Genomic DNA, 24887 nt, shown 5'->3' with positions numbered 1-24887 from the left:
AAATTTATAACTTAACTTGAATTTGTTTAAGTATTTGTTGTTGACGTAAAGTCAAAGCGTTTATATTTTCATATTTAAAAAGTTTGAATATTTTTTTATTAGGAATATTTCCTGTAATAGTTTGAAAATGATATACATAGTCCTCGTAAGACTGAAATTGATATTTTTTCCAAATTGTTTCTAGTAATAATCCCTCTAATAAATCACAAATTGAAAAATAAATTTTTGAAGCAATAATGTAGTTTGAAAGTGTGCAGTGCATCATTATGGAAAACTCACGAGATAAATAGCTAGGTTGTACAAAAAATGTGTTAGCAATATGCTGACAAGTTAGTTGATATTGATTATTGTCATTAATATATGCTGTGACATTTTTGATTAAAGTCAAAGTATTATCATCAGTTGATGCCGGGTCCATTTCATATAGAACTTTAATATGATTTAACATATTTAATTGCTTTGCTGTTTGAATATTAGAGTCATTTATAATAGAAAAGATAATATCAATAAAATTTGACTTTAGATAAGCTGCATCAACTGTATTTAATAATTTTTTAATTGTTGATTGATTCATCGACGTGTTGTAAACATAGTAATTATTTATAGATAAACATAAAAGAGTGCCTTCAAAGGATAATACGCTGATAGCATCACTATCATAAACATAAAATAGATATCCTGAGGTAAGTTGTTGAAAATTCATATTGCGTAGTAAGGTCATTGTGCCTTCTAATAATAGGTAAATATTTAAAAAATGATTTGTTTGTAGACGATGGATAGGAGAAGTTGCGTTGTTATATATATTTAAACGATAATCAAGCATAATTATTCACCACAAGTATAAATGTTGTAATTAACGGTAATTTATAATAATAAGTTTAATATAAATTTTACATACATAACACTAGCAAATTTTAATATTTAATATGCAAAATTTTAAAAAATAAAAGGTTTCTAAAGCAATTATGTAGGATATTTTAACGAAATTTAAAAAATAATGAAGCTAACTGCAAAAGTATGAATAATGAGTTAGCAATTTGCAAAAAAAGAGTGTTAACAAGACATCTAGTAGATTCATGTTAACACTTTGAATAATTATTTTCTGTATTTTAATTTTGCAAACGCATCATGTTGATGAATAGATTCTTCGTTTCGACATTCGATGTCAAAGCCTTCTATCCATTCAAAGCCGACTAAATCAGCAGCTATCAAACGGATAAGGTCTTCTACAAATCTTGGGTTTTCATAGGCACGTTCTGTAACGCTCTTTTCATCTGGGCGTTTTAAAATTGGATATAAAATAGAGCTGGCATTTGCTTCCATAGCATCTAAAATTGTATCTTTATAATCGTCAGTTAATGCAACGTTTTTATTAATATATGCTTTAACAGTGACGATACCGCGTTGATTATGTGCAGAATACTCACTTATTTCTTTCGAACAAGGGCATAATGTTGTAACAGCTGCTTCAATAGTAATCTCTTTTCGCGTTACATCTTTTTTATCAATTGCTAAACCATACGTAACATCTGCATGGCCAACTGCTTTGATTTGAGTCACTGGACTATAGCGATCATAGAACCACTTTGCAGATACATCTAGTCCTGCAGCATTTTGATTCATACTGTCTTGTAAGCTACGTAATAATTGATAAAGTGTGTCGAAATTCAACTCAATACCATTATTATAGTGTTTTTCAACACTTTCTAAGATACGGCTCATATTAATGCCTTTTTCATCTTGATTTAAACTGGTAGAGAAACTAAAGTTACCAGCAGTTTGAAATCGATCTAAAAGTACTGGGTATACTAAGTTTTTAATTCCAACTTCTTCTATTTCAAATAAGAAGTCTTTATGTGTGCTTTGTAAATCTTTCATTTTTTCTTTTATTGTTGGTTTAGTACCATCGATAGGGTCCACGGAACCAAAATGCTTCCAACGGCCCTCTCGTGTAGATAAGTCAAATTCAGTCATGCTATTGCCTCCACTTAAGATTCAAAGTTATAAGTCCAATAAGGTTCTACTTCTAAGAAGCTGTGTACTTTCTCGCCAGGGACATCAGGTGTTGCAAGTTGTTCTAAGAATGGACCTGTTTGAGATGCATGAGCTTCAAATGCGCGTAGTTTAACCTCTTTATAATCACTGATCTCATTTAGAATGTCAGGTTCACCTAATTTTTCAGGTGCGTCATTGCTAAATGCTACAAGTTGTAAACGTGGTCTTTCTGATTCAGGCATACGACCAACAGTTCTTACGACCGCTTCTGCAGTCGCTTCGTGGTCTGGATGAACAGCGAATTGTGGGTAGAAAGAAATAATCACAGATGGATTTAATTCATCTATAAGAGATTTTACCATTGCATCCATTTCGTCATGGGGTTCAAATTCTACTGTTTTATCACGTAAACCCATTTTACGTAAATCAGTAATACCAATTGCTTCCATTGCATTTTCTAATTCTTTTTCTCGAATATTAGGTAACGATTCACGTGTTGCAAATGGCGGGTTACCTAAATTGCGGCCCATTTGTCCGAGTGTTAAGCATGCGTATGTGACTGGAATACCGTTGTCAATATATCTTGCTAAAGTTCCTGCAGATGAGAACGATTCATCATCTGGATGTGGAAATATTACTAAAACTTGGCTTTCCTCTGCCATGATTCGCCCTCCTTATACTTGAAACGGTTGCGTACTAATTTCTAGAGCAGCAGCAAGTTGACCTTCATAGTTAAAACCTGCTAATAGAAATTCACCGTTATCATTAACTTCATAGTGCGTTAATCCTTGAACATAGACCCAACCATTATCTTTAAGTTTAAGTCCTACACGATAAGGGTCTTTGTTACCACCTTTAAGTTGTGCATGTTCGTAAGTAACTTGGATGTTTCTTAAAAAAGTTCCTGCATTAAATACACGTTGGTCAAAGTGTGCAGCGTATGCACCGTTTGTGGTTTCGACATGTAAGTATACAGGCTGATTTGCATATGAAGAAAGTAAATCTTGTACTTTTTCCGTATTTATTTGTTCCAAAATTTTGCCTCCTTGCTTTCATAACCTAACACTACAAAATTCAATTATAGTCATTGCTTTACGCAATTATTTTAGAATATATAAGTCTACCTTATAGTTTAAACTGACTTGTATACATTTTCTACCAGTAATGTGAATTTTATATATAACAAGCGCAATTTATTTTAAGATTATTTATCTATTCTACTAAAAACCACACCAGAAATGTATAACTCTGCTCAATTATTTATAAAAGAATTTATATTTAGCTTAAAATGATTAGGGAAATCTATTTCTGTCAAATATATCATAGACACATATAATGAATATATGTAAGTAGTATGACATACTAAAAATATAGAAATGCTTTTATTACATGTTTAGGGGGCAGAAATAATGAATATAACTAATTTAGGTACAAGAGACTATGCATCTTTTTATGTAGCCTGTGAATTATATAAACAAATAACACAGCATCCCCATAGTAAATTAGGGTTAGCTACTGGAGGTACGATGATAGAAGTTTATCGTTTTTTGGTAGAGTTACTTTCTCGTAATAATATAGATGTTTCTGGAATTGAAACATTTAATTTAGATGAATATGTTGGGTTGGTTGATAATCATGAAGAAAGTTACCATTATTATATGAATGAAAATCTATTCAAACGTTATCCTCATTTTAATGCCTCCCTTATACATTTACCTAATGGCAATGCTGAATGTCTAGATGAAGAGGCGCAAAGGTACGAAACGCTTATCAATCAACAAGGACCTGTTGATATTCAAATTTTAGGCATAGGTGAAAATGGACATATTGGTTTTAATGAGCCAGGCACAGATATAAATAGTCGGACGCACATCGTGGACTTAACTTATAGTACGATCAAAGCTAATAGCCGTTACTTTGAAGATGAGGCAGAAGTTCCGAAACAAGCTATTTCCATGGGCTTATCAACTATAATGCAGGCAAAGAAAATTATTTTGTTAGCTTTTGGTGAAAAAAAGAGCGTAGCAATTAAAAAGTTATTACAAACTAAGTCAGATTCCCAATTTCCAGCATCTATATTACACACACACCCTAATGTCGAAGTATATGTCGATGATGCATCAGCACAACAACTATAAATTCGTTTAATATAACGCACTTTGGGTAAACATTTTGTGTGAAAGTATTTGATGTTTCATGATGCAATATGGGTTATTAAGTTATTAATGATACATTAATTCAAGAAGGGATGATCATATTGGAATTACAACTTGCAATTGACTTATTAAATAAAGAAGAGGCAGCAGAACTTGCCAATAAGGTTAAAGATTATGTTGATATTGTAGAAATTGGCACGCCAATCGTTATTAATGAAGGATTACCTGCAGTACAATATTTAGATGATAACATTGAAGGCGTTAAAGTATTAGCAGATTTGAAAATTATGGATGCAGCAGATTATGAAGTTAGTCAGGCAATAAAATATGGTGCTGACGTTATAACAATTTTAGGTGTGGCTGAAGATGCTTCAATAAAAGGTGCAGTAGAAGAAGCACATAAAAATGGTAAAGAATTATTAGTAGACATGATTGCAGTACAAGATTTAAAACAACGTGCTAAAGAATTGGATGCCTTAGGCGCAGATTATATTGCGGTTCATACTGGATATGATTTACAAGCAGAAGGAGAATCCCCACTAGAAAGTTTACGCCAAGTTAAATCAGTAATTACGAATTCTAAAGTTGCAGTAATTGGTGGTATCAAACCAGATACAATTGAAGAAGTTGTTGCAGAGAATCCTGATTTAGTTGTAGTAGGTGGCGGTATCGCCAATGCCGATGATCCTGTTGAAGCAGCAAAACAGTGTAAAGCTGCGATTGAAGGAAAATAATATGAGTGAAATTACAAATTATCGTTTAATCTTAGATGAATTGGATCATACATTGTCTCACGTTAGAGATAGTGAAGCGCAAGCGTTTTTAACTCAAGTGGTTAATGCAAACCAAGTATTTGTCTCAGGAAAAGGGCGTTCAGGTTTCGTTGCAAACAGTTTTGCAATGCGTCTGAACCAGTTAGGTAAGTATGCGCATGTTGTTGGAGAATCTACTACACCTTCAATTACTGAGAATGATATATTTATAATTATTTCAGGATCGGGTTCTACGGAGCATTTAAAATTATTAGCGGATAAAGCGAAATCTATAGGTGCTGAGGTCGTATTATTAACGACGAATCCAGCATCAGCCATTGGTCAACTTGCTAGTTCTATTATTGAATTGCCTGCAGGTACCAAGTATGATGCTGAAGGTTCAACACAACCATTAGGTAGTTTGTTTGAACAAGCGGCGCAAATATTTTTAGATAGCATTGTGTTAGACTTAATGTCTGAACTCAATATTGATGAAGAAACAATGCAACAAAACCACGCAAATTTAGAATAGGTGGTTATATCTCAAAGCATTAACAATATTTATATTGTTAATGCTTTTTAAATACATAGAATCGGAATAGTTACCCAATTTTACTTTGTTAATAACTTATAGGCGAATGCATGAGCTATTGTTAATAGTTTCTGTAGAAAAAAAGGGAATATTATTGAAGTAGTCACCACCAAATTAAGAAGATATTTTAATTTAGTAATGTTAATATAAAATATATAAAAGTTTACAAAATGGTGTGATTAGATGTTAGAACTGTTAAATAAAATGAGACAACATGCACGGGTGCAACCCAGCCAGTGTGCATTAAAATTTGAACAATCTGCTGTGAGTTATCAAACATTAGAACAAAATGTTCAGCAGTGCGCGCAATCGTTATATGAAATTCCGAGACAGAGTTATGTAGCATTAATTATAGAAGATCCGTTACAAACAATTACTTATTATTTAGCTTTGTTAGAAAAGGACTGTATTCCGTGTTTATTAGATTATAGGTGGTCGCAACAACAAATAGATACTTTAATAAGCTATTATGGAATGTCTTTTATTATTGATAGTAATAATCAAGTTATCAAGATGATGAAGCAAGATAGTAAATTAATTAAGCAAGATGCGACATTATTACATGTTGGATTTACATCCGGAACAACCGGTTTGCCAAAAGCCTATTACCGTAACGAGCTTTCATGGATTTATTCATTTGAACAGAATGACAAGCTCTTTGATACAACGGTAGATGTGATAGTTGCACCAGGGCCTTTGTCTCATTCGTTATCTTTATACGCATGTATCTATGCATTGTATAGTGGGAGAACATTTATAGGACAAACGCACTTTGATGCGACTAATTTATTACATTCTATACAGCTTCTTAAGTGTAAGCATGTGGCTATGTTTTTAGTACCTACAATGTTAGAAGCATACACTGCGCATCGTACAGTGATATATCAGCGGCATTATATTTTTACAACGGGGGATAAGCTCCAATATAAAATTAGAAATAGAGTAGAACAACTTCTACCTAATGCTAGTTTAATAGAGTTTTTTGGTACCTCTGAAGCAAGTTTTATTAGCTATAATTACCATGATAAAGCTCCTCTTTATTCCGTAGGCATGCCTTTTGAGAATGTGAATATCCAATTAATCAATCGAGATGAAAAGGGGGTAGGTTTATTAAATATTCAAAGTAATATGGCGTTCAGTGGTTATGTTGGTGACGAAGATTCAGAAAAAGAATGGATAGAAACCGGAGACTTTGCTTCACTTGATAAACAAGGATATTTATTTTTACACGGTCGCAAATATGACCGTATGATTATTGGCGGAAGCAATGTTTATCCTACTGAAGTTGAACGTGTGGCGCAATCCTATGAATATTTTGATGAGGTGTTAGTTATTGGAGTACCTCATGCAAAATTTGGAGAAATTTCAGTTTTACTTTACACAGGTGATATAAAGGTATCATACCGAGCATGTAAAACCTTTTTATCAAAGCATTTAGCACGGTATCAAATACCATCGAAACTAATTAAAGTAGATAAAATGGAATACACACAAAGTGGTAAAATCGCACGTAAGCAAATGAAACAGCGCTATTTAGAAGGAGGATTTAACTCATGAAAGAAGCGGTTATCGTAGCAGCTAAAAGAACGGCTTTCGGTAAATATGGAGGAATGGTTAAACATTTAGAACCTGAACAATTATTAAAACCTTTGTTTAACCATTTCAAAGATGTGCATCCACAGGTTATGTTAGCGATAGATGATGTCATTTTGGGAAATGTTACTGGCAACGGAGGAAATATAGCGAGGAAGTCATTACTAGAAGCTGGATTAAATCAACAAATTCCTGGCGTGACAATTGATAGACAGTGTGGTTCAGGGTTAGATGCTGTTATTCATGCCTGTCGGATGATTCAAGCAGGTGCAGGTACAATATTCATAGCAGGTGGTGTTGAGAGTATCAGTCGCGCACCGTGGAAAATTAAAAGGCCACAATCTATATATGAGACATATTTACCTGAGTTCTATGAGAGAGCTTCCTTTGCTCCAGAGGGACAAGACCCATCAATGATAGAAGCGGCAGAGAAAGTAGCTCATGTATATCAAGTGCCACGAGAAGCACAGGATGATTATGCCTGGAAAAGTCATAGAAAAGCTATAGAAGCATATGAAAATCAAACTATTTCTCGAGAGATACTGCCTTTTAATGTCAATGGCAAAGTGTTTAACAAAGATGAAAGTATAAAACCTAAATTAACTCAGCGGACTTTATCTCGTTTGAAACCGATGTTACCTAATGGAACAATCACAGTGGGAAATTGCTGTATGAAGAATGACGGCGCGGTCTTACTAATGGTGATGGAAAAGGAAACCGCTCATGATTATGGATTTAAGTCAGGGTTAGATTTTATAGACAGTAGTACAGTCGGTGTTGATCCAACATTATTAGGTATAGGGCCTGTACCAGCAGTTTCGAAATTATTGAAAAGACAAAACTATGCAATAGAGGATATCGATGCATTCGAGTTAAATGAAGCTTTTGCCTCTCAAGTAATAGCAAGTCAGCATGCACTAAACATACCAGAAATGAAACTAAACATCTATGGTGGTGCAATTGCCACAGGACACCCCTATGGTGCAAGTGGTGCAGCGTTAGTAACAAGATTATTTTACATGGAACAACACCATAGAACAATTGCAACGATGGGCATTGGGGGTGGAATGGGTAATGCAATCTTATTTGAACGATGGTCATGAAGTATTAGAAATTATGTTTGATGAAATAGAAGTACAAACATATAATCATTTGTTTAAGCTTCAACCATCAACTATAGTTCCATCTTTATTTTGCGCACGATTGTGGTCAGAATTTCAACTGTTCCAACCGTTTTTACGTCAAAACATATTGTTGAGGGAAACTAAAATTGACCAAAGGGCAACAATTCATATAAACGAAAAGTACAATGCCCACATGTATTTTTTAGGAAAACAAAAAGTGCGTCAATTTATGAAATATACCTTTAAATTAGAAATAAATAAAAATAAAGAAAATTGTATTTCTATTACACAAATATTTTTGGAGGATATTTCAAATGATGCAAATTACCCCCTATGAAGTGAAAATATATTTACAACTTATAAAAGATGAAAATCCAATCCATAATCATATAGTACCTGGACAAATGATAGTGCAAATCGTTTTTGCAAAGCTGAAATTAAATTGGAGTGCTTATAAAATAAAGTACATTGAAAGTGTTGAAGTAAATGAGTTTATTCATTTTGAGTATATTGAAAATGAGAAGGTAATTGTTTCGGATCTTGATAAGAGGGTAAAAATCCACATCCTTAAAAATTAAATGACAGCGTATTTTTATATAGTGTTGATTTATTAAAAAAAGTAAATGTGATTACTTTTTTCTTTTTTATTCTAATTTATTGCTTTTTGAATAGAAATAATAAAATAAAAAATTAGAAAATTGTATTCAATTTGACAAAATAAATTAACTACGTATAATAATATAACATGTTAAAGGAGTGACATGTTCATGGATTATGACAAGGATTTTGATAAAAGTAACATAAATAAGGTGGATCCTAAAGCTGCCAAAAAGACTGTGTTTGCTACAGGTATTGGCAATGCTATGGAATGGTTTGACTTTGGCCTATATTCTTATTTAGCAGTTATACTCGGACAAAACTTTTTCAGTTCGGTAGAAAATGATCAACTCAAAACAATTTTTACATTTGCGACATTTGCAATTGCGTTCCTGCTTAGACCAGTAGGTGGGATTATCTTTGGTATGATTGGAGATAAATACGGTAGGAAAGTAGTATTAACCACAACAATTATTATGATGGCATTCTCAACGCTACTCATTGGTTTATTACCTACATATGATCAAATTGGTGTTTGGGCCCCAATATTACTCTTACTTGGTAGAGTATTACAAGGATTCTCAACAGGTGGAGAATATGCAGGCGCAATGGTGTATGTAGCAGAGTCTACGCCAGATAAAAAACGAAATACGCTTGGTTCTGGCCTTGAAATAGGAACATTATCAGGTTATATAGCAGCATCAGTATTAAGTGGTTTATTATTCTATTTCTTAAGTGATGACCAAATGGCATCATGGGGTTGGAGAATTCCATTTATACTTGGTTTATTCTTAGGTATTTTTGGTTTCTATTTAAGAAGAAAACTAGAAGAATCACCAGTTTATGAAAATGAAATAGCAACTAAAACAAAGAGAGACAACGTAGGTTTCTTAACAATTGTAAGATATTATTATAAAGATATATTGGTATGTTTCGTAGCAGTAGCCTTCTTTAATTGTACAAACTATATGGTAACGTCTTATATGCCGTCGTATTTACAAGAAATTGTAAACCTTGATAGTACAACAGTTTCTTTACTTATTACATTGGTTATGGCTGTAATGATACCATTAGCATTAATGTTTGGTAGAATTGCTGATAAAATAGGTGAGAAAAAAGTATTTTTAATTGGTTTAATTGGTACAGCAGTATTTAGTGTAATCTCATTCTCATTATTCCAATCTTCATCATTAGTGTTAATTTGTGTAGGAATCTTTATCTTAGGCTTTTTCTTATCAACTTATGAAGCGACTATGCCGGGTTCATTACCTACAATGTTCTACACACATATTAGATATAGAACATTAGCTGTGACTTTTAATGTATCCGTATCATTATTTGGTGGTACAACACCATTAATTGCTTCTTCATTAGTAGCTAAGACAGGTGATCCATTATCTCCTGCGTATTACTTGGCAGCAATTAGTGTGATAGGTATTATAGTCATTTCATTGTTACATGTGAGTACTTCAGGTAAATCACTCAAAGGTTCTTATCCAAATGTAGAAACTGATAAAGAAGCTGAGTATTATGCAAATAATCCTGATAAAGCTATGTGGTGGGCAAAAGATAAGCGCGTATAATTAAAATAAAGCATAAAATGTGTTCTCGACTCGAACTTAGTTCGAGTCTTTTTTTATTTTTAAAATAATAGAATGTTGATGAACACGGTGATTTTTATGTTATGTAACCATAATAAATGTTTTTTGCATATAAAAAAGAGTGACGCATGAATTAGAATAGCTTCGAGGTTGCTCTCCAAGCCAAAACAAAGGGGACAATCTTTGTCTAATTCATGTGTCACTCATAAGGGGTGAGTGTTTATAAGGATGTGTTATTCAAAGTAATAGATAAGGGGACGGCCTATCTATACTTTGATTTGTTACCTTTTTAAGTTCTTATCGGGAGTTATTTGTATATCGTTTCTTCTAATTTTTTATTGCAATAGGACTTCTGTTGTCTCTTCGATGGATTGAAAATGCTTTTAATAACTCAATTTCATGTTATCAATATCATCTTCAAGTAGAGAGAGTAACTTATATAATTCGTTTTTGCTGAAGTTTTCATCGAATTTAACAGTTATCGCTTTGAAAGTTTTGGTGATAATTTCATATATGGGGTTACCATTTTCAAAAGCCTGTTTGTAGATAATCATGTTGTAATTCCCTCCTTTATCTCTCTACACTTATTATACTAATACATATATTAATCAATCACATGGGGCTTCCGTATCAACTTCATATCCGACTATCGTAGGACGAAGTAGTGAAATATTGAGAGAACAGTAAATTTCATAGCACGCATAGTAAATAATACAAAAGACGAAGCATTTAATTAGCTATTATATAAAATACACATTGCATATTTTGTAATATAGATGTAACATTGTAATTGAATAGTAATATTACTCTAAAAAGAAATGGAGTGGTGCTTTATGAACAAGATTGCTAAAGTAATGTTAGCAACTAGTATGGTATTCGGAACTGCACTTGGAGTAAGCATTACAGAAGGAAGTATCTCTCAGAATGAAGCGACTGCAACTACGACGCAATCCTCCTTTAGTTATTATGGATATACAGCAGATGGCGGCAAATTTGTGTTAAGTCAATCTTTTTATAATGGGTTAAATTCAGGGAATGTTACATTTAATGGTATTAAAGTAAACAGTCAATATGTAGCTCAGCCATCAGTTAAAATCATTAATGATCAAATTTTCCAACAAGTACATGGCGATAAAGCAAATTCAGTTGAATTTGATTTACAAGAGCATGCAGTTAGTTTAGAAGAAATGAGAGTGCAATTTGGAGCGAATTTCACATATCAGCCACCAATTCATGGTGAAAAGGTAAGTGCATCAGATGGCTTATATGAATATCAGGTTGGCGAGGGAAATATTATTTTTCATATGACTAATGGTTATGTGAAAAGTGTTACAGTATCTTAGAAGGTGAGCGAATGTAAAACCCCCACACTATATCAAATTACAGTGTGGGGGTTTACTATTAAATAATACGAGCAGAAGTCTATGTTTTCGCTTGTATCAACATATTAAAGTGAGATTATTATTTTTAAACTTCAGTCACTTCAATGTCAATATGTTCAATACGGTTGTATGCCCCGTGATCAACAGGTCCTACAAAATCATTCATTTTCCAACCATTTTTAATAGCAGATGCGACAAATGCTTTGGCTGCAATGACAGCTTCTTTTGGTGATTTTCCATTTGCCAAGTAAGCCGTAGTAGCAGCTGCAAAAGTACAACCAGCACCATGATTATAACTTTGTTGGAACATGTCTGTTGATAATTGATAGAATTGTGAGCCATCAAAATAAAGATCATATGATTTATCTTGATCTAGGGCTTTTCCACCTTTAATAATGACATGTTGTGCACCTTGTTTATGTATAACTTCAGCGGCTTTTTTCATGTCTTCAATAGTGTGTAGTGTTCCTAAGTTTGAAAGCTGTCCTGCTTCAAATAGATTGGGTGTTACGACAGTTGCTTTTGGTAATAAATGTTCAATCATCGCATCTGTATTTCCAGGATTCAATACTTCATTTTCCCCTTTACAGACCATAACAGGATCAACGACAAAGTAATTAGCACCGGACTCGATATATGCTTCACCAGCACGTTTAATGATTTCTTGCGTTCCTAACATACCTGTCTTTACAGCATCTGGACCGATTGAAATTGCTGTTTCTAATTGTTTCTCGAATACATCAAATGGAATTGGAGTCACATCGTGAGACCAAGTTGCCTTATCCATTGTAACGATTGAGGTAAGTGCTACAATGCCGTATGTGTTTAGCTCTTGAAAAGTTTTTAAATCTGCTTGCATACCTGCACCAGCGCTCGTATCTGAACCAGCAATTGTTAATGTTTTTTTCAATGCCATGAATCTTCACTCCCTAAATATCTTTTAATATATCATATCACGTTTGTCGAGTATTCTAAATATGTAGTTATTGTTATATAAGCGTTAAAATAAGACCTTGAAATTAATTTTTTGATAGGATAATTGGAAGGTTTGTATGCCATATGACTAGAACGCATGAGTGCATAAGAACCACTAATCTCAATAAATTGAGAAGTGTAAAAAGGAATACGTGAGCCAAGGCTCATGCATAAGAACCACTAATCTCAATAAATTGAGAAGTGTAAAAAGGAATACGTGAGCCAAGGCTCATGCATAAGAACCACTAATCTCAATAAATTGAGAAGTGAAAGAAGGAATACATGAGCCAAGACTCATGCATAAGAACCACTAATCTCAATAAATTGAGAAGTGTAAAAAGGAATACGTGAGCCAAGGCTCATGCATAAGAACCACTAATCTCAATAAATTGAGAAGTGTAAAAAGGAATACGTGAGCCAAGGCTCATGCATAAGAACCACTAATCTCAATAAATTGAGAAGTGGTTCTAACTTACGTAATTGGGATATGTTAATATATTAAATGAGGTGAGACGCATATGGAATGGTCAGATGTTTTTCATGAAATTACCACGAAACATGATTTTAGTGCTATGCATGATTTTCTAGAAAAAGAATATACGACAGAAATCATATATCCAGATAGAGATAATATATATCAGGCTTTTGATCTAACACCATTTGAGCATGTGAAGGTTGTCATATTAGGTCAAGATCCCTATCATGGGCCAAATCAAGCGCATGGTTTAGCATTTTCAGTACAACCAGATGCCAAATTTCCACCTTCACTCAAAAATATGTATAAAGAGCTTGAAGATGATTTAGGTTGTAAAAGGACTACGCCTCATTTACAAGATTGGGCTCAAGAAGGGGTCTTGTTGCTGAATACAGTACTTACCGTTCGCCAAGGTGAGGCGCATTCACATAAAAATATTGGTTGGGAAACCTTTACTGATGAAGTAATAACAGCTGTTTCTAAGAAGTTATCCAATGTTGTGTTCATTTTATGGGGAAAACCCGCACAGCAGAAAATTAAATTAATTGATACTGCGAAACATCATGTTATTCAGTCACCGCACCCCAGTCCATTATCTGCTTATCGAGGTTTCTTTGGTTCTAAACCATATTCACAAACGAATATGTACTTGCAAGAAAAGGGGATGACTCCTATAAATTGGTGTGAAGGTGAGGAATAAAAATGGAAAAAGAGAAAATTATACAATTGATTGAACAAGAACTAGTGCAAGCAGATGAAGCACATAACAGTGTAGAGTTTGAAAAGCATATGTATGCCATTCACACACTTACCGGTCTTATTACACATACGTCAAATCAAACTTATAAAGATAATAATATGTCTTCAGTATCTAACTCATTCAAATCGACATCTCAAAGCAATATGGATAATCCAGTGTCTCAAACAAAGCAAAATCATCACGGAATATCTGCTGAAGAGCTTCGCGCAATGGGTGGGAATGTAACGTCACAAGCACAACCGCATACAGTTTCAGATACCTCACTTTCATCTAATAAGTTAGTAACTGATGATGAAATAGGAAATGGCGATTCAATTTTTGATTTTTAAATTTGGAAGGATGTAATTTAATATGATGAAAGTGTTTATAATATTAGGTGCACTAAATGCAATGATGGCAGTAGGAACAGGAGCCTTCGGTGCACATGGATTAGAAAATAAATTATCAGAGAAATATATGTCAGTTTGGGAAAAGGCAACTACTTATCAAATGTATCATGGTCTAGGGTTAATAGCTCTTGGCATAATTAGTGGTACTACTTCTATCAATGTTAATTGGTCAGGCTGGTTATTATTCTTTGGTATTGTATTTTTCAGTGGCTCTCTCTATATTTTAGCATTAACACAAATTCGTATACTTGGTGCCGTTACACCAATCGGAGGGGTTTTATTTATCGTTGGTTGGTTAATGCTCGTCATCGGAACGTTTAAATTATAAAAATATAATTGTTTAAGAATTCGCCTTGGGGTTATAATACAACCCTGAGGTGAATTTTATTTATGAGTGAAAATAACAATCAAGTCGATAGAGGCGATTTAAAGCAAAACTTATCTGAAAAATTTGTGTGGGCAATTGCTTATGGTTCATGCATAGGATGGGGAGCATTTATTCTACCTGGTGACTGGATAGGACAATCTGGTCCTATATCTGCAGCAATAGGTATTGTCATTGGTGCTTTATTAATGATACTTATCGCAGTAAGTTATGGTGCATTAGTTGAACGTTTTCCAGTTTCTGGTGGCGCATTTGCATTTAGTTTTTTAGGTTTTGGAAGATACGTAAGTTTCTTTTCTTCCTGGTTTTTAACGTTTGGGTACATTTGTGTTGTAGCGTTAAACGCAACAGCATTTAGTTTATTAATCAAATTTTTATTGCCGGATCTTTTGGAGACTGGCAAGCTTTATACGATTGCAGGATGGGACGTTTATATTACTGAAATACTTATTGCATCAGTTTTATTAATCGTCTTTATGTTCATTGCTATTAAAGGCTCTAGTGTGTCGGGATCATTGCAGTTTTACTTCTGTGTGGCAATGGTTATTACAATCTTACTATTGTTTTTCGGATCATTTTTTGGCAGTAATTTTTCTTTAGAACATTTACAGCCGTTAACAAATGAAAAGCAAGGTTGGTTTACCTCCATTATTATGATTGTGGCAGTGGCGCCATGGGCATATGTTGGTTTTGACAATATTCCTCAAACAGCAGAAGAATTTGATTTTTCACCTAATAAGACTTTTAAATTAATCGTTTATAGTTTGTTTGCTGCAGCACTTACTTATGTATTGATGATACTTTATACAAGTTGGTTAAGTACTTCTTCTACAAGCTTAAATGGTAATTTATGGTTAACTGGTGCAGTAACACAAGATGCTTTTGGTTATATCGGTTTAGCTGTATTAGCTATCGCAATAATAATGGGAATATTTACAGGATTAAATGGATTCTTAATGAGTTCTAGTCGCTTGCTATTTTCAATGGGGCGTTCAGGCATCATGCCTTCGATATTCAGTAAGTTACATAAGAAATATAAAACGCCATATGTGGCAATTATTTTCTTAGTGGTTATTACGTTAATTGCACCATGGTTAGGACGTACAGCATTAACATGGATTGTTGACATGTCTTCGACAGGCGTATCTATTGCATACTTTATTACTTGTTTATCAGCAGCTAAACTTTTTAGTTATAAAAAATCGAGTAACACATATGGTCCAGTATACAAGACATTTGCAATCATAGGCACAATTGTATCATTTGTATTCTTACTCCTACTTTTAGTTCCTGGTTCGCCAGCTTCACTTTCGGCGCCGTCTTACATTGCGTTAGGTGGTTGGTTAGTGATAGGTCTTATATTCTTTGTAGTACGTTATCCGAAGTTGAAAAAAATGGATAATGATAAACTGAGCAGACTTATTTTGAATCGAACAGAAGATGAAGTGGAAATATTAATCAATGAAAATAAAGGAGATAAAGCATAGTATTTAAGATTTCCAGAGTTTAAAACATGTTATTTACATGTGATGGTTATAACTTGTGCTATTTTTAAAAGCCAACAAAGTTCATATACTTTGTTGGCTTTTAATTCGTATATTGTTTTACCAGATATGTAGAGCTGTCATGATGCTTCCTATTAGGAATGTGTAGTAGGTATAAATATGATTGAGAATGTTAGAGAAAGTGTAGCTACTATAGTAACAGCAATATGCTAGATTCAATGCACAATTCTTGATGCATATCACAGAGGATTTTTAAATATCAATAAGTACTTGTTTAAGAAATGCAAATCAAAAAGCGATTCAGTCCGCTAAGGGTTGAGTCGCTTTTTGGTTTGCATTAAATAAAGCGTTGTATTTTAAATTCGTTTTTTTCGTTTTGTATTCCCAGAAATAATGAGCTTTGAAATCTGATCGGCAAAAAGTAAACCTAATGCAATTGCACCAGCGATTAACATTACTTCTAATATGGTATTAATTGCTTTACTGAACTGCAATATTATAAGGTTTTTAGTGGCATCGAATGCCAGGCCACCTGGTACAAGTGGAATAATCCCTGGTATCATAAATAGAATTACGGGTTCCTTTTTTAATCGGGCCATAATGTGGCTTAAAAGTCCAAGTGCTAGACTGCCAAAAAAACTTGAGTATATGGTGTGTAATTGAAAGGCTTCGAAAAAAAGTGTATATATCATCCAACCACAAGCACCTACAATGCCAACTGTATTATACAATCGTTTCGGCACATCAAATATGACACCGAAGAATAATGAAGCCGTATAACTAAATAATAAATTTAATATCCAAAACATAGGCATTGCTCCTAAAAAATAATGAGTATCGTACCAACGCCAGCCCCGATTCCGAAAGCAGTCACTAGAGCTTCTAAAGATTTAGTAGTAAACATTAACATATGACCAGCAAATAAATCTTGAATCGCATTTGTAATTAATACACCAGGTACAATGGGCATTACTGCCGCTATAATAATCGTTGATATCGAACCACCTGGTATGAAATAATGACCAGTTACAGCAAAGAGTCCGATGACAAGTGCCCCCATGAATTCGGGTATGAATTGTGTGTGTAATTTGCGATCTAATATTTCGACAACAATATAGCCAAAGGAACCAGCCACAAGGGTTGAAATTACGTCGACGAAATGACCAGCTTGTAAATATAAAAAGCTGATTGAAATGATTGCAGAAGCTATAAATTTGAAAAGTAAATCATGGTTTATACTTTGTTCCGTGTGAATCTGAGTTAGTTCTTGATAAGCATCTTCAAGAGAAAGGTTACCTAAGGATAATTGTCGAGAAACTTCATTTGTTCTTGAAATTCTATGGAGGTTAGTATCTCTCGTTTTTATCCTGAAAATTCTCGGGTATGACTCGTTATGCAACACAAAGTTTATGACTGTGTTTGTAACAAAGCTATGACTCTCTGTATAGCCTAACGTAGTTGAAATGCGTGTCATTGTATCTTCAACACGGGAGGCTTCGGCACCAGATTCAAGTAAAATTCTCCCAGCAAGTACGATAACATCTTTAATTAATCGTTCATCATAACCTTCTATATTTTGAGTGTATGTTGTCATTTAATCACCAATAATAAAGTATTTAACTAACGCAATGCTTAATGGAAACATTGGGTGGGAATAAGTTATTGAATTATTATTTTTCATTGTAACACTTTATTATTACGAATTGGCGTATTAATTTATGAGTAAAGTAGTGGAAAAATAAATTTTGTACAATTCTAGGAAGTCATTTATGTTTCAAATGTTTCAAATAGGTTAATATAATATTAGTTAACTGTTACAGACATATATTGAGTAGCGACAATATAACAGTTAATAATGAAGTAGTGATTTAAAGTTCTCCCAGACACACTACATAAAAAGGCCCCTTATATTTGAATAAGGGTGCCTTTTTATATTTATACGCATTCATATTAATGAATTATTAAGCATCAGCACAATAAATGTTATCTCTATAATCAATAGCATATATTATAAAAACAAAAAACTGCCAACAAGGTGATGGACCTTGTCGACAGTTATAAGTAATACAATCAATATAAGCAGATATTACTGACAGTAAATTATACTGAAAAAAGACTTTGTAAATTTTCTTTTGTAATGATATGGCCAACATAAAAACTTCCAAAGTCGCCATATCTTGCAGTAGTTTCATCAAATCTCATTTGATATACAATTTTTTTGAATTGTAATGGATCTTCTGCAAATAGGGTAACGCCCCATTCATAGTCATCGAAACCGACTGAACCAGTGATGAATTGTTTGATTTTTCCAGCATATTGACGACCAATTTTACCATGGTTATACATAAGCTCTTGTCGTTCTTCTAATGAAAGCATGTACCAGTTATATGTTTCGTTACGACGCTTATCCATTGGATAGAAGCATATATATTCAGATTGTGGTAATTCTGGATAGAGTCTTGGTTTAATATGCGGGTTTTCGTATGGATCTTCATCTGATTTTCCGGCAAGATAGTTACCCAATTCAATAATGGATACAAATGAATATGTTGGAATTAAGAAATCCGTAATTTTTAATTTATTAAATTCATTTTCAAAAGCATTTAAGTCTTTCAGTTCAGGACGTAATGCCCATAAAAGAATATCAGCTTTTTGACCTGTAATATTATAAAGTGCGTGATCGCCAACGTGATTTGTGCGTGCCTGTTCATGCTTATTTAAAAATGATTGTAACTCTTCTACGAGAGATTGTCGTTCTTCTTCTGGAACTAAACGTAGGCTAGACCAATCAATAGCATATAATAAATGTAAACTATACCAACCGTCTAATGTTTCTGGTGCTTGTGGCATTTGAATCGCTCCTTTAAAGTTTCTTTGTCTTTACAACAAAATTCTACCATAAAGGCAAGAAGATAACATAAGCAAATGATTACAAATTGGTGACATGGAATTCTATAAAAAAATGACGTATAATAGTGATGGAAAATAAATAGATTTAAAAATTCGAGGAGGCCATTATGTCTTTATTAGATGTATTACAAGAAAAACTTTCAGGTGAAAATGTAAAAATCGTATTACCTGAAGGTGAAGATGAACGTGTATTAACAGCAGCAACTCAATTACAAGCTACAGATTATGTTACGCCTGTGCTATTAGGTAACGAATCTAATGTGAAGGCTTTAGCTAGTGAAAAAGGATTGGATATTTCTGAGTTAGAAATTATAGATCCAGAAACAAGTGAGTTAACGCAAGAATTAGTGACAGCTTTTGTTGAGCGCCGTAAAGGTAAAGCGACTGAAGCACAAGCACAAGAAATGTTGAAAAATGTAAACTATTTCGGTACGATGCTTGTTTATACAGGTAAAGCTGATGGTCTAGTAAGTGGCGCAGCGCACTCTACAGGAGACACAGTGCGTCCAGCATTACAAATTATTAAAACAAAACCAGGTGTAACTAAAACCTCTGGTATCTTCTTTATGATTAAAGGAGACGAGCAATACATCTTTGGTGATTGTGCAATCAATCCTACGCTTGAAGCACAAGATTTAGCTGAAATTGCAGTAGAAAGTGCTAAATCTGCGAAAAGCTTTGGCATGACACCTCGTGTTGCAATGTTAAGTTTTTCAACAAAAGGTTCTGCAAAATCAGACGATGTTGAAAAAGTATCAACTGCAGTAGGCTTAGCGCAAGAAAAAATTGCAGCTGACAACATTGAAGACGTTATTGTTGATGGAGAATTCCAATTTGACGCAGCAATTGTGCCCGAAGTTGCTAAGAAAAAAGCACCTGACGCTAAGATTCAAGGGGATGCAAATGTATTTATCTTCCCAAGCTTAGAAGCGGGTAATATTGGATACAAAATTGCACAACGTCTTGGAGGTTACGATGCAGTAGGACCAGTATTACAAGGACTTAATTCACCAGTGAATGATTTATCTCGTGGTTGTTCTATAGAAGACGTGTATAACTTATCAATCATCACTGCTGCTCAAGCATTACAATAATGGATTTAGCAAGTAAATATTTTAGTGGTATAGATTGGCGTTATATTGACCACTCATCTGGATTAGCACCGATGCAGTCATTTGCATTTGATGATACATTTTCAGAAAGTGTGGGCAATGATTTATCTAGTAATGTGGTACGTACGTGGATACACCAACATACTGTTATTTTGGGTATACATGACTCACGTTTACCATTTTTACAGGATGGCATACGTTACCTAACTGAAACACGTGGGTATAATGCGATTGTAAGAAATTCCGGTGGGCTTGGCGTTGTATTAGATCAAGGGATACTTAATATTTCACTTATTTTTAAAGGAAAAAATGAAATTACAATTGATGAAGCATTTACAGTAATGTATTTATTAATAGCTAAAATGTTTGAAGACGAAGATGTGGAAATTGAAACACATGAGATAGAACAATCTTATTGTCCAGGGAAATTTGATTTAAGTATTAATGGTAAAAAATTTGCTGGCATTTCTCAGCGACGTGTTCGTGGTGGTATTGCTGTTCAAGTGTACCTTTGCGTAGAAGGTGACGGTAGTGAACGTGCGGCTATGATGAGAGCTTTTTACCAACACGCACTAAAAGGACAAGAAACAAAATTCAAATATCCTAATATAGATCCGCTATGTATGGCTTCACTTGAAACGTTGTTAGGTAGAACAATTACCGTACAAGATGTGATGTTCCAATTATTATATGCACTCAAAGATTTAGGTGGACGTTTAAATATGGAGCCTATTACAGATGATGAATGGGCGAGTTATGAAGGCTATTTTGAAAAAATGATAGAGCGTAACGCAAAAATTAATCGTAAAATGGAATAATATAAATAAAACGCAGGTCGATACTTTGTTTAACAAATATCGATTTGCGTTTTTTTATTAAATATAGCGATATATATAATATACATACACTTAAAGCAAGCTATATAAAGCTCAAAACATTTAATATTTTGCCATAGTTACGCTCTGAATAGCGTATGATATAGAAAGTGATTAAAATTTCGAAACAAATTTTTCAGGAAATTAAGAGTGATAATTATGCATTAATTAAGAAATTTTCCTGGTTGGTTTTTGCTAATTGTTGAATTATAGAAGGTAAAAAAGTAATATAGTGAAAGTGTAGTTAAAAATACGTTTATGAATAAATTCATTGAAATTCAACTTAACTTTTTGAATATAAGACCGCAGAGTTTTATAATGGGAACGTATTGATTATAATTAGTAGCAGGTGTTAACTTTTTTATAACTTTAAATACTATGAATAATTATAATAATAGAAGAAATAACTATGACTTGAGATGTATAGCATTATATGCAAAATATGAGATAATATATAATGATAAAAATGAAATTCAGCTAAACATCTATATATTTATACCAGCATAGACAGCAAGTATATATACTTAAAATAAATGTGTAGTAGATTGTCGAATAATTGAAATAAGCGTAAAATTTCCTGGGAAATTATTACGGTAGCATAATTATATGCGAAGTAACGTAAATTAAGATTTCGTCTAAAATGATGTGTGAAGTACATAAAATATAAATTTAAAGAATATACTAAAGGTGATTGAGAATATGGCACAACATGGATACGGGGAAGCGAATGGTAAAGTAATATTAATTGGAGAGCATGCGGTGACTTTCGGAGAACCAGCAATTGCCATTCCTTTTACAACTGGAAGAGTGAGAGCGACTATAGATGCTATTGAAGATTCACATTCTTCATACATAAGTAGTGATGTTTATGATGGCGAGCTAGAATACGCACCTGAACATTTGAAGGCTGTCATTACACGTTTTATAGAAAAGTACAATATAGCAACGCCAATTAAAGTTTCAATTGATACGAATTTGCCAGCTTCTAGAGGTTTAGGGTCTAGTGCAGCAATGGCAGTAGCATTTGTACGTGCAAGTTTTGACTATTTGAATAAACCTTTATCAGATGAAACACTGATAGAGGAAGCTAACTGGGCAGAGCGTATTGCGCATGGTAAGCCAAGTGGTATCGATACGCAAACTATTGTTTCAAATAAACCAGTGTGGTTTCAGCAGGGTGAAGTAACCATGTTAAAACCTTTGGAATTAAATGGATATATGGTTGTAATTGATACAGGTGTACGTGGTTCTACAAAACAAGCTGTAGAAGATGTTCATAATTTATGTAAAGAAGACGAAATGTATCTGCAATATGTGGAACACATTGGAAAACTTGTCTTTGAAGCAAGTGATGCAATCGAGCACCATAACTTTGAAAAATTAGCTACAATCTTCAATCTGTGCCAAGATAATTTAAGAACTTTAACAGTAAGCCATGATAAAATTGAAACATTACTTGAAGCAAGTATAAAACAAGGTGCAATCGCTGGAAAACTAACAGGCGGTGGACGTGGTGGTAGCATGATTGTACTTGCTACAAATTTAGAAATTGCTGAAAAAATCGCACAAAGCGCACAGAGCTTAGGCGCACATCATACATGGATTGAATATTTAGGAGGTTAATGACATTGGTTAATAGTGGTAAAGCACGTGCGCATACAAATATTGCATTGATTAAATATTGGGGGAAAGCGGATGAAACTTACATTATTCCAATGAATAATAGTTTATCTGTGACATTAGATCGCTTTTATACAGAAACAAAAGTTACATTTGATGAACGCTATACAAAAGATACACTTATTTTAAATGGAGAAGCTGTAAATGAAAGTGAAGCGACTAAAATAAACAAATTCATGAATATCGTGCGAGAACAAGGTGGCACTTCAATGTATGCATATATTGAAAGTGATAATTTTGTTCCCACAGCAGCAGGTTTAGCATCTTCAGCAAGTGCATACGCTGCATTAGCAGCAGCCTGTAATGAAGCTTTAAATTTAGAATTAACAGATAAAGATTTATCTAGACTCGCACGTAGGGGCTCTGGATCGGCATCTAGAAGTATTTTTGGTGGTTTTGTGGAATGGGAAAAAGGGCATAATGATAAGACATCATACAGTTTTCCTATTGAGGCAGACCATTGGGAAGATGATTTAGCGATGATTTTTGTTGTGATAAATAATAAGTCGAAAAAAGTTTCAAGCCGCACCGGTATGTCTTTAACACGTGATACATCACGTTTCTATCAATATTGGTTAGATCATGTAGATGAAGATATAACGGCAGTTAAACATGCAATCAAACAAAAAGATTTTGCGCAATTAGGTGAAGTGATTGAAGCAAATGGTTTAAGAATGCATGCTACGAATTTAGGAGCACAACCACCATTTACTTATATGGTAAGTGATAGTTATCAAGTGATGGAAATTGTTCATCAATGTCGAGAAGCTGGCTACCCTTGTTACTTTACAATGGATGCTGGACCCAATGTTAAAATACTAGTGGAAAAGAAAAATCAAAAAGCTGTAATAGATGCGCTACATAAATCATTCGATGAAGAACAAGTGATTGCAAGTGATATCACACGTACAGGCGTTGAAATTATTGAATAAGGAAGAGATAAAATGATTCAAGTAAAAGCACCAGGAAAGCTTTATATTGCAGGTGAATACGCGGTTACTGAACCTGGATATAAATCTGTGTTAATTGCAGTAGACCGTTTTGTAACAGCTTCAATAGAAGAATCAAATGCAATCCATGGCACTATACATTCTAAGACTTTACATCATGAGCCTGTAACATTTCAAAGAAATGAAGACAAAATTGTAGTCTCAGATGTACATGCAGCCAAACAGTTAAAATATGTAATTACAGCAATAGAAGTATTTGAACAATATGTTCGTAGTAACCAGATTCATCTAAAACATTTTAATTTAACGATTGATAGTAATTTAGACGATGCAAACGGTCATAAATATGGTTTGGGTTCAAGTGCAGCAGTCTTAGTATCAGTTGTTAAAGTGTTAAATGAATTTTATGATACGCATTTGTCGAATCTCTATATCTATAAACTTGCTGTTATCGCTAATATGAAACTACAAAGCTTAAGCTCATGCGGAGATATTGCTGTAAGTGTCTATACAGGTTGGTTAGCATATAGCACCTTTGATCATGAATGGGTCTCACAACAAATAGAAGATACTTCAGTAAATGAAGTGCTAAAGAAAAATTGGCCAGGTCTTCATATTGAACCTTTGCAGGCACCTGAGAACATGGAAGTACTTATTGGTTGGACTGGTTCTCCAGCTTCATCTCATCATCTTGTGAGTGAAGTTAAACGTTTGAAGTCAGATCCTACATTTTATGGTAAATTCTTGGAACGATCACATGCATGTGTCGAAAAGTTGATTCATGCGTTTAAAACGAATCATATTAAAGGTGTACAGCAAATGATCCGCTTGAATCGTGAAATTATACAATCTATGGATAAAGAGGCTACGATTGATATAGAAACATCACATTTAAAAGTGTTGTGTTCAGTTGCTGAAAAATATGGTGGCGCAGCTAAAACGTCTGGTGCAGGCGGCGGCGATTGTGGTATCACAATTATCAATAGTGATATTAATAAGCGCTTGATTTATGATGAATGGATAGAAAACGAAGTAAAACCACTAGAATTTAATATATATAACGGACAATAATAAGGAAA

At 33.7% G+C, this 24887-nt stretch carries 27 protein-coding genes; 18 read left to right on the top strand and 9 right to left on the bottom strand.

The genetic code is table 11. The features are described 5' to 3' along the window. Nucleotides 1–4: 4 nt before the first annotated feature. From PYW31_RS11125 to PYW31_RS11110, 4 genes are all read right to left on the bottom strand, one after another. Entirely contained in the window at nucleotides 5–823 is an 819-nt protein-coding gene (locus tag PYW31_RS11125) for a transposase (protein ID WP_053042488.1), read from the bottom strand. Between the two features lie 272 nt (nucleotides 824–1095). Then, nucleotides 1096–1974, bottom strand: a complete 879-nt coding sequence (folE2, locus tag PYW31_RS11120; protein WP_046837749.1) for a GTP cyclohydrolase FolE2 — start codon at nucleotides 1972–1974, stop codon at nucleotides 1096–1098. Nucleotides 1975–1988: 14 nt separating this feature from the next. Next, nucleotides 1989–2657: a bacillithiol biosynthesis deacetylase BshB2 gene (gene bshB2 / locus PYW31_RS11115; protein ID WP_046837750.1), complete on the bottom strand. Its 669-nt coding sequence runs from the start codon at nucleotides 2655–2657 to the stop codon at nucleotides 1989–1991. A gap of 12 nt (nucleotides 2658–2669) precedes the next feature. Then, nucleotides 2670–3029, bottom strand: coding sequence for a YojF family protein (locus PYW31_RS11110; RefSeq protein ID WP_046837751.1), 360 nt, complete (start codon nucleotides 3027–3029; stop codon nucleotides 2670–2672). A 375-nt stretch (nucleotides 3030–3404) separates the two neighbouring features. On the opposite strand from PYW31_RS11110, the gene nagB reads away from it, so the two are divergent. From nagB to PYW31_RS11070, 8 genes are all read left to right on the top strand, one after another. Continuing rightward, nucleotides 3405–4133, top strand: coding sequence for a glucosamine-6-phosphate deaminase (nagB, locus tag PYW31_RS11105; RefSeq protein WP_046837752.1), 729 nt, complete (start codon nucleotides 3405–3407; stop codon nucleotides 4131–4133). 119 nt (nucleotides 4134–4252) lie between these two features. Then, complete coding sequence (gene hxlA / locus PYW31_RS11100; protein ID WP_046837753.1) at nucleotides 4253–4885, top strand: 3-hexulose-6-phosphate synthase; 633 nt, start codon at nucleotides 4253–4255, stop codon at nucleotides 4883–4885. A 1-nt stretch (nucleotide 4886) separates the two neighbouring features. Then, the gene (hxlB, locus tag PYW31_RS11095) at nucleotides 4887–5435 is read left to right on the top strand and encodes a 6-phospho-3-hexuloisomerase (protein WP_046837754.1); all 549 of its coding nucleotides are present in this window, start codon (nucleotides 4887–4889) and stop codon (nucleotides 5433–5435) included. 243 nt (nucleotides 5436–5678) lie between these two features. Further along, on the top strand, nucleotides 5679–7052 hold the full coding sequence (locus PYW31_RS11090) for an AMP-binding protein (protein WP_046837755.1): 1374 nt from the start codon (nucleotides 5679–5681) through the stop codon (nucleotides 7050–7052). Beyond that, entirely contained in the window at nucleotides 7049–8191 is a 1143-nt protein-coding gene (locus PYW31_RS11085; RefSeq protein ID WP_046837756.1) for a thiolase family protein, read from the top strand. The genes PYW31_RS11090 and PYW31_RS11085 overlap by 4 nt, the downstream gene beginning before the upstream one ends. Continuing rightward, the gene (locus tag PYW31_RS11080) at nucleotides 8163–8549 is read left to right on the top strand and encodes a hypothetical protein (protein ID WP_046837757.1); all 387 of its coding nucleotides are present in this window, start codon (nucleotides 8163–8165) and stop codon (nucleotides 8547–8549) included. The genes PYW31_RS11085 and PYW31_RS11080 overlap by 29 nt, the downstream gene beginning before the upstream one ends. After that, nucleotides 8527–8790 carry a hypothetical protein gene (locus PYW31_RS11075; RefSeq protein WP_046837758.1) on the top strand — a complete coding sequence of 88 codons (264 nt, stop codon included), beginning with the start codon at nucleotides 8527–8529 and terminating at the stop codon, nucleotides 8788–8790. The genes PYW31_RS11080 and PYW31_RS11075 overlap by 23 nt, the downstream gene beginning before the upstream one ends. 189 nt (nucleotides 8791–8979) lie before the next feature. After that, nucleotides 8980–10392: an MFS transporter gene (locus PYW31_RS11070; RefSeq protein ID WP_046837759.1), complete on the top strand. Its 1413-nt coding sequence runs from the start codon at nucleotides 8980–8982 to the stop codon at nucleotides 10390–10392. Nucleotides 10393–10793: 401 nt separating this feature from the next. Here the strand turns inward: PYW31_RS11070 and vraX are convergent, their stop codons facing one another. Next, the gene (gene vraX / locus PYW31_RS11065; RefSeq protein ID WP_046837760.1) at nucleotides 10794–10964 is read right to left on the bottom strand and encodes a C1q-binding complement inhibitor VraX; all 171 of its coding nucleotides are present in this window, start codon (nucleotides 10962–10964) and stop codon (nucleotides 10794–10796) included. Nucleotides 10965–11243: 279 nt separating this feature from the next. Here vraX and isaB point away from each other — a divergent pair, with 279 nt between their 5' ends. After that, nucleotides 11244–11753 (top strand): immunodominant staphylococcal antigen IsaB family protein, encoded by a 510-nt coding sequence (gene isaB / locus PYW31_RS11060; RefSeq protein WP_046837761.1) that lies wholly within the window; start codon nucleotides 11244–11246, stop codon nucleotides 11751–11753. 124 nt (nucleotides 11754–11877) lie between these two features. Here the strand turns inward: isaB and thiD are convergent, their stop codons facing one another. Further along, complete coding sequence (gene thiD / locus PYW31_RS11055) at nucleotides 11878–12708, bottom strand: bifunctional hydroxymethylpyrimidine kinase/phosphomethylpyrimidine kinase (RefSeq protein ID WP_046837762.1); 831 nt, start codon at nucleotides 12706–12708, stop codon at nucleotides 11878–11880. A gap of 577 nt (nucleotides 12709–13285) precedes the next feature. On the opposite strand from thiD, the gene PYW31_RS11050 reads away from it, so the two are divergent. The 4 genes from PYW31_RS11050 to PYW31_RS11035 all read left to right on the top strand — a co-directional run bounded on the left by PYW31_RS11050 (nucleotide 13286) and on the right by PYW31_RS11035 (nucleotide 16263). After that, nucleotides 13286–13942, top strand: a complete 657-nt coding sequence (locus PYW31_RS11050) for a uracil-DNA glycosylase (protein WP_046837039.1) — start codon at nucleotides 13286–13288, stop codon at nucleotides 13940–13942. 2 nt (nucleotides 13943–13944) lie between these two features. Next, complete coding sequence (locus PYW31_RS11045; protein WP_046837040.1) at nucleotides 13945–14331, top strand: DUF5327 family protein; 387 nt, start codon at nucleotides 13945–13947, stop codon at nucleotides 14329–14331. A 25-nt stretch (nucleotides 14332–14356) separates the two neighbouring features. Continuing rightward, entirely contained in the window at nucleotides 14357–14719 is a 363-nt protein-coding gene (locus tag PYW31_RS11040) for a DUF423 domain-containing protein (protein ID WP_101117528.1), read from the top strand. A gap of 62 nt (nucleotides 14720–14781) precedes the next feature. Further along, nucleotides 14782–16263, top strand: a complete 1482-nt coding sequence (locus PYW31_RS11035; protein WP_046837042.1) for an APC family permease — start codon at nucleotides 14782–14784, stop codon at nucleotides 16261–16263. Nucleotides 16264–16637: 374 nt separating this feature from the next. Here PYW31_RS11035 and PYW31_RS11030 read toward each other — a convergent pair whose 3' ends face one another. The 3 genes from PYW31_RS11030 to hemQ form a co-directional block, all read right to left on the bottom strand. Then, nucleotides 16638–17090 carry a threonine/serine exporter family protein gene (locus PYW31_RS11030; protein ID WP_046837043.1) on the bottom strand — a complete coding sequence of 151 codons (453 nt, stop codon included), beginning with the start codon at nucleotides 17088–17090 and terminating at the stop codon, nucleotides 16638–16640. A gap of 11 nt (nucleotides 17091–17101) precedes the next feature. Then, the gene (locus PYW31_RS11025; RefSeq protein ID WP_046837044.1) at nucleotides 17102–17875 is read right to left on the bottom strand and encodes a threonine/serine exporter family protein; all 774 of its coding nucleotides are present in this window, start codon (nucleotides 17873–17875) and stop codon (nucleotides 17102–17104) included. 506 nt (nucleotides 17876–18381) lie between these two features. Next, nucleotides 18382–19131: a hydrogen peroxide-dependent heme synthase gene (hemQ, locus tag PYW31_RS11020; RefSeq protein ID WP_046837045.1), complete on the bottom strand. Its 750-nt coding sequence runs from the start codon at nucleotides 19129–19131 to the stop codon at nucleotides 18382–18384. A gap of 164 nt (nucleotides 19132–19295) precedes the next feature. On the opposite strand from hemQ, the gene pta reads away from it, so the two are divergent. From pta to PYW31_RS10995, 5 genes are all read left to right on the top strand, one after another. Next, complete coding sequence (gene pta / locus PYW31_RS11015) at nucleotides 19296–20285, top strand: phosphate acetyltransferase (protein WP_101116861.1); 990 nt, start codon at nucleotides 19296–19298, stop codon at nucleotides 20283–20285. Continuing rightward, a complete protein-coding gene (locus PYW31_RS11010) occupies nucleotides 20285–21121 on the top strand; it encodes a lipoate--protein ligase family protein (protein ID WP_046837047.1) in 837 nt (278 codons plus the stop codon). The genes pta and PYW31_RS11010 overlap by 1 nt, the downstream gene beginning before the upstream one ends. Before the next feature lie 756 nt (nucleotides 21122–21877). Continuing rightward, nucleotides 21878–22801, top strand: a complete 924-nt coding sequence (mvk, locus tag PYW31_RS11005) for a mevalonate kinase (RefSeq protein ID WP_046837048.1) — start codon at nucleotides 21878–21880, stop codon at nucleotides 22799–22801. Between the two features lie 5 nt (nucleotides 22802–22806). Then, a complete protein-coding gene (gene mvaD / locus PYW31_RS11000; protein WP_046837290.1) occupies nucleotides 22807–23790 on the top strand; it encodes a diphosphomevalonate decarboxylase in 984 nt (327 codons plus the stop codon). A gap of 12 nt (nucleotides 23791–23802) precedes the next feature. Continuing rightward, nucleotides 23803–24879 carry a phosphomevalonate kinase gene (locus PYW31_RS10995; RefSeq protein WP_046837049.1) on the top strand — a complete coding sequence of 359 codons (1077 nt, stop codon included), beginning with the start codon at nucleotides 23803–23805 and terminating at the stop codon, nucleotides 24877–24879. The last annotated feature ends 8 nt before the right edge of the window (nucleotides 24880–24887 follow it).

It is taken from the genome of Staphylococcus succinus, assembly GCF_029024945.1.
Taxonomy (GTDB): domain Bacteria; phylum Bacillota; class Bacilli; order Staphylococcales; family Staphylococcaceae; genus Staphylococcus; species Staphylococcus succinus.
This window is presented reverse-complemented; position numbering and strand designations above follow the sequence as displayed.